Here is a 2,837-nt window from a genome sequence, read left to right on the forward strand (position 1 = left end):
AGAAACGGGAAATTGGAAATACTATCGCGACAATGGAGTCCTTGAGTCGGAAGGAATGTACAAGTCCGGAGCCAAAGTAGGAGAGTGGAAGGTATATCATGCTAATGGCAACTTGAAGTCGGTTGGTGCTTTTGTGAATGACGAAATGGATGGAGTATGGACCTATTACCACGAAAATGGTACCGTTCAATCTACTGGAAGCTATGTCAATTCCAAAAAGACCGGACGGTGGAATAATTATGATGAGAACGGTGAACTAACCTCTAGTAGATTACATTAATTAAATAGTCGTTATCAAGCGTATTGAATTTATTTAAAAAATTAATTCTATTTTTGACTAATGTCATATTGTAACCTACTTAAGTTCGATTCCTATTTTTTAATTCTACTTTCCTTTGGGCTTCTGTTTGGAAGTTGTAGTGAATCGACCTTAGTGTATAGCGTTGAAACCAAGTTGAATCCGCATTCCATTTCACCGTTGACCGCTATTTTTGTAATTGAAGGCGACCAACCATTTCGCGCCGCTACCAAAGTTTTAGGGGCTACAGAGATTAGCCATTCCTCTGAAGAACTGTCAAACAATTTGGAAATCCCTGTGCTGGGTCTCTATCCGGGCGTACTCAATAAAGTTTTGCTTACACTTACGTATGATAAAGGAACGATAACCGATACAATCTCAATTGCGACGGATCCACTTCCCGAGTATTTTCCAAAAATAGAGATCAACAAAATAGACCGTACAAAGATGGAACCGGGACTTCATTTGTGCGATATGCATTATGCCAATAATGGAACATTCGAATCTCGACCATTTATTTTTGATGATCAAGGAGAAGTGCGTTGGTATTTGAATTTAGATTTTTTCAAAGAAATTATTTGGCCAATACAAAGACTCAAGAATGGTAGGTTATTGGTAGCAGGATTGAATGAAATTCATGAATACAACATGCTAGGGAAATTAATTAGGAAGTCTGTAATTGATGAAAAATATCGAATACATCACGATATAGTTGAATTGCCAAGCGGCGAATTATTGATGGCAGTCCGAAAGGATGGTGCCACTATTAAAGTAGATGGAAAGGAGATACCATCGATAAATGATTTTATTATTTCATACAACTTAGAGACTTCACAAATTACAAAAGAATGGGATTTGGCAAAGAATCTGGATGTAAGCAGATTCGATTTAAATCACACTATTAAAAGTGATTGGTTACATATGAATGGCTTGGCGTTTGACCAGCGGGATAGTACTGTTATAGTTTCCGGTAAGAATCAAGGACTGATAAAAATTTCGTGGGACGATGAGCTAAAGTGGATTATGGCACCTAAAAAGAACTGGGGTAGATCCGGCAGAGATGGGAAAGGATTTGATACTGTAGCTTTCTTACTAACTGCAATAGATTCCGAAGGAAAACCCTTTAGTAAGGAAGTTCAATTGGGCAATGAAAGCGCAGCCGATTTTGACTTTCCTTGGGGACAACATGCACCGGAAGTTCTTTCAAATGGAAATATAATCCTTTTCGACAATGGATGGTCTCGAAACTATAAAACACAAATAACCTATTCGCGTGCCGCTGAATACAAGGTAAATGAAGAGGATAAAACCGTATCACAAATTTGGCAATACGGAAAGGAACGGGGCAATGAGGTATTTTCCTTGCTAATTAGCGATGTCGATTATCTTCCTAAGACTAAAAATATTCTAGTGACTCCGGGTTTTGTAGCCAATTATGGGAAAATAATCGAAGTGACCTATCCCGAGGGAAAGGAAGTTTTTGAAGCAACATTATATTTTAAGACGCTAAAAGGAACCAAGGCATTTGCCTGGGGACAATTGGATATCATGTATCGTTCGGAGCGATTTGAGCTTGAATATTAACCCGGTCTAACCTTTGGCTGCTTCCGCCAGCATATGCTCGAGCATATCGTTAAAATTTTCTCCCTTATTCACATGCGGAAAATCGGTTTTTGGAATATCGAGCGATAAAAAAGCACACAAGGGTGCCCATCCTTCTGTAACATCATACACTAATAATTGTTTTTGTGGTACAAAGTCAATGACACTTTGGATATGTTCGTGAAACACCTTTTCGGCAACGGATCTGGTATCGAATTGATCGTCAAATTGTTTTCGTATATAGGTGTTCTTAAAAAATTTAAAGCATTCCTGAGTATCATTAAGGCGTTGATTGGTATCCAGTTTAGCTGCCAACTCCGGTCTAGATGAAATAGTTTCAGGACCTACTTTGGCAATGGTTTTTTGCGTACTCGCATACCAGGCATCAAAATCTCGTTTGGTAAGAATTACTTTGGCATCGGGATATTTTTTAAGTAATACTTTATAGTAAGGATACCCCGGAAAATCAACAGTGGCTACATATCCATCAAAAAGTGCATCAAAATTGGTCGCGCCTGTTTTTTCAAGTTCGTTCCAGTAGTTCACGACTGAAGGGTTTGCCATTAGATCTTTAAAGTGATAGGTTTTTTGAAATCCTAATTGTTCTAATGCAATTTTTAATGTTGTTGTTCCGGTTCTGGGAAACCCGGCACCTATTATTTTTAATTCCATAAGAGAAAGAAACTGTTATCAATATAAGGGCCAAATATAGATTTTCTATCCTTGGATTACTAATCCATTTTATAAAAGCTTGACAAGATGCCAGATGAACCACAGGCATTCGACGATCGTAGATGAAGCGCAAAAAACCACCCGTGGGTGGTTTTTAAAGTGGAGCCGGAGAGGACCGAGCGTTAAAAAAATACCCGGTGGGTATTTTTAGCGAAGGGGCCAGCTTGCCGCGTTGGCTTTCGAATCCCGAAGGCGGAATGCAAAA

General features: G+C 38.8%; 2 protein-coding genes and 1 pseudogene. 2 read left to right on the top strand and 1 reads right to left on the bottom strand.

Features of this window, described 5'->3' with window-relative positions; all coding sequences use genetic code 11:
* Nucleotides 1-280, top strand: a pseudogene (locus K8F54_RS07000) (hypothetical protein); the annotation flags it as partial.
* Nucleotides 281-340: 60 nt separating this feature from the next.
* Nucleotides 341-1,882, top strand: coding sequence for an aryl-sulfate sulfotransferase (locus K8F54_RS07005; RefSeq protein WP_290788896.1), 1,542 nt, complete (start codon nt 341-343; stop codon nt 1,880-1,882).
* A 6-nt stretch (nt 1,883-1,888) separates the two neighbouring features.
* On the opposite strand, the gene K8F54_RS07010 is transcribed toward K8F54_RS07005, so the two are convergent.
* A complete protein-coding gene (locus K8F54_RS07010) occupies nt 1,889-2,572 on the bottom strand; it encodes a sulfotransferase family protein (RefSeq protein WP_290788898.1) in 684 nt (227 codons plus the stop codon).
* Nucleotides 2,573-2,837: the final 265 nt, after the last annotated feature.

This window comes from Altibacter sp. (assembly GCF_019913785.1).
Taxonomy (GTDB): Bacteria; Bacteroidota; Bacteroidia; order Flavobacteriales; family Flavobacteriaceae; genus Altibacter.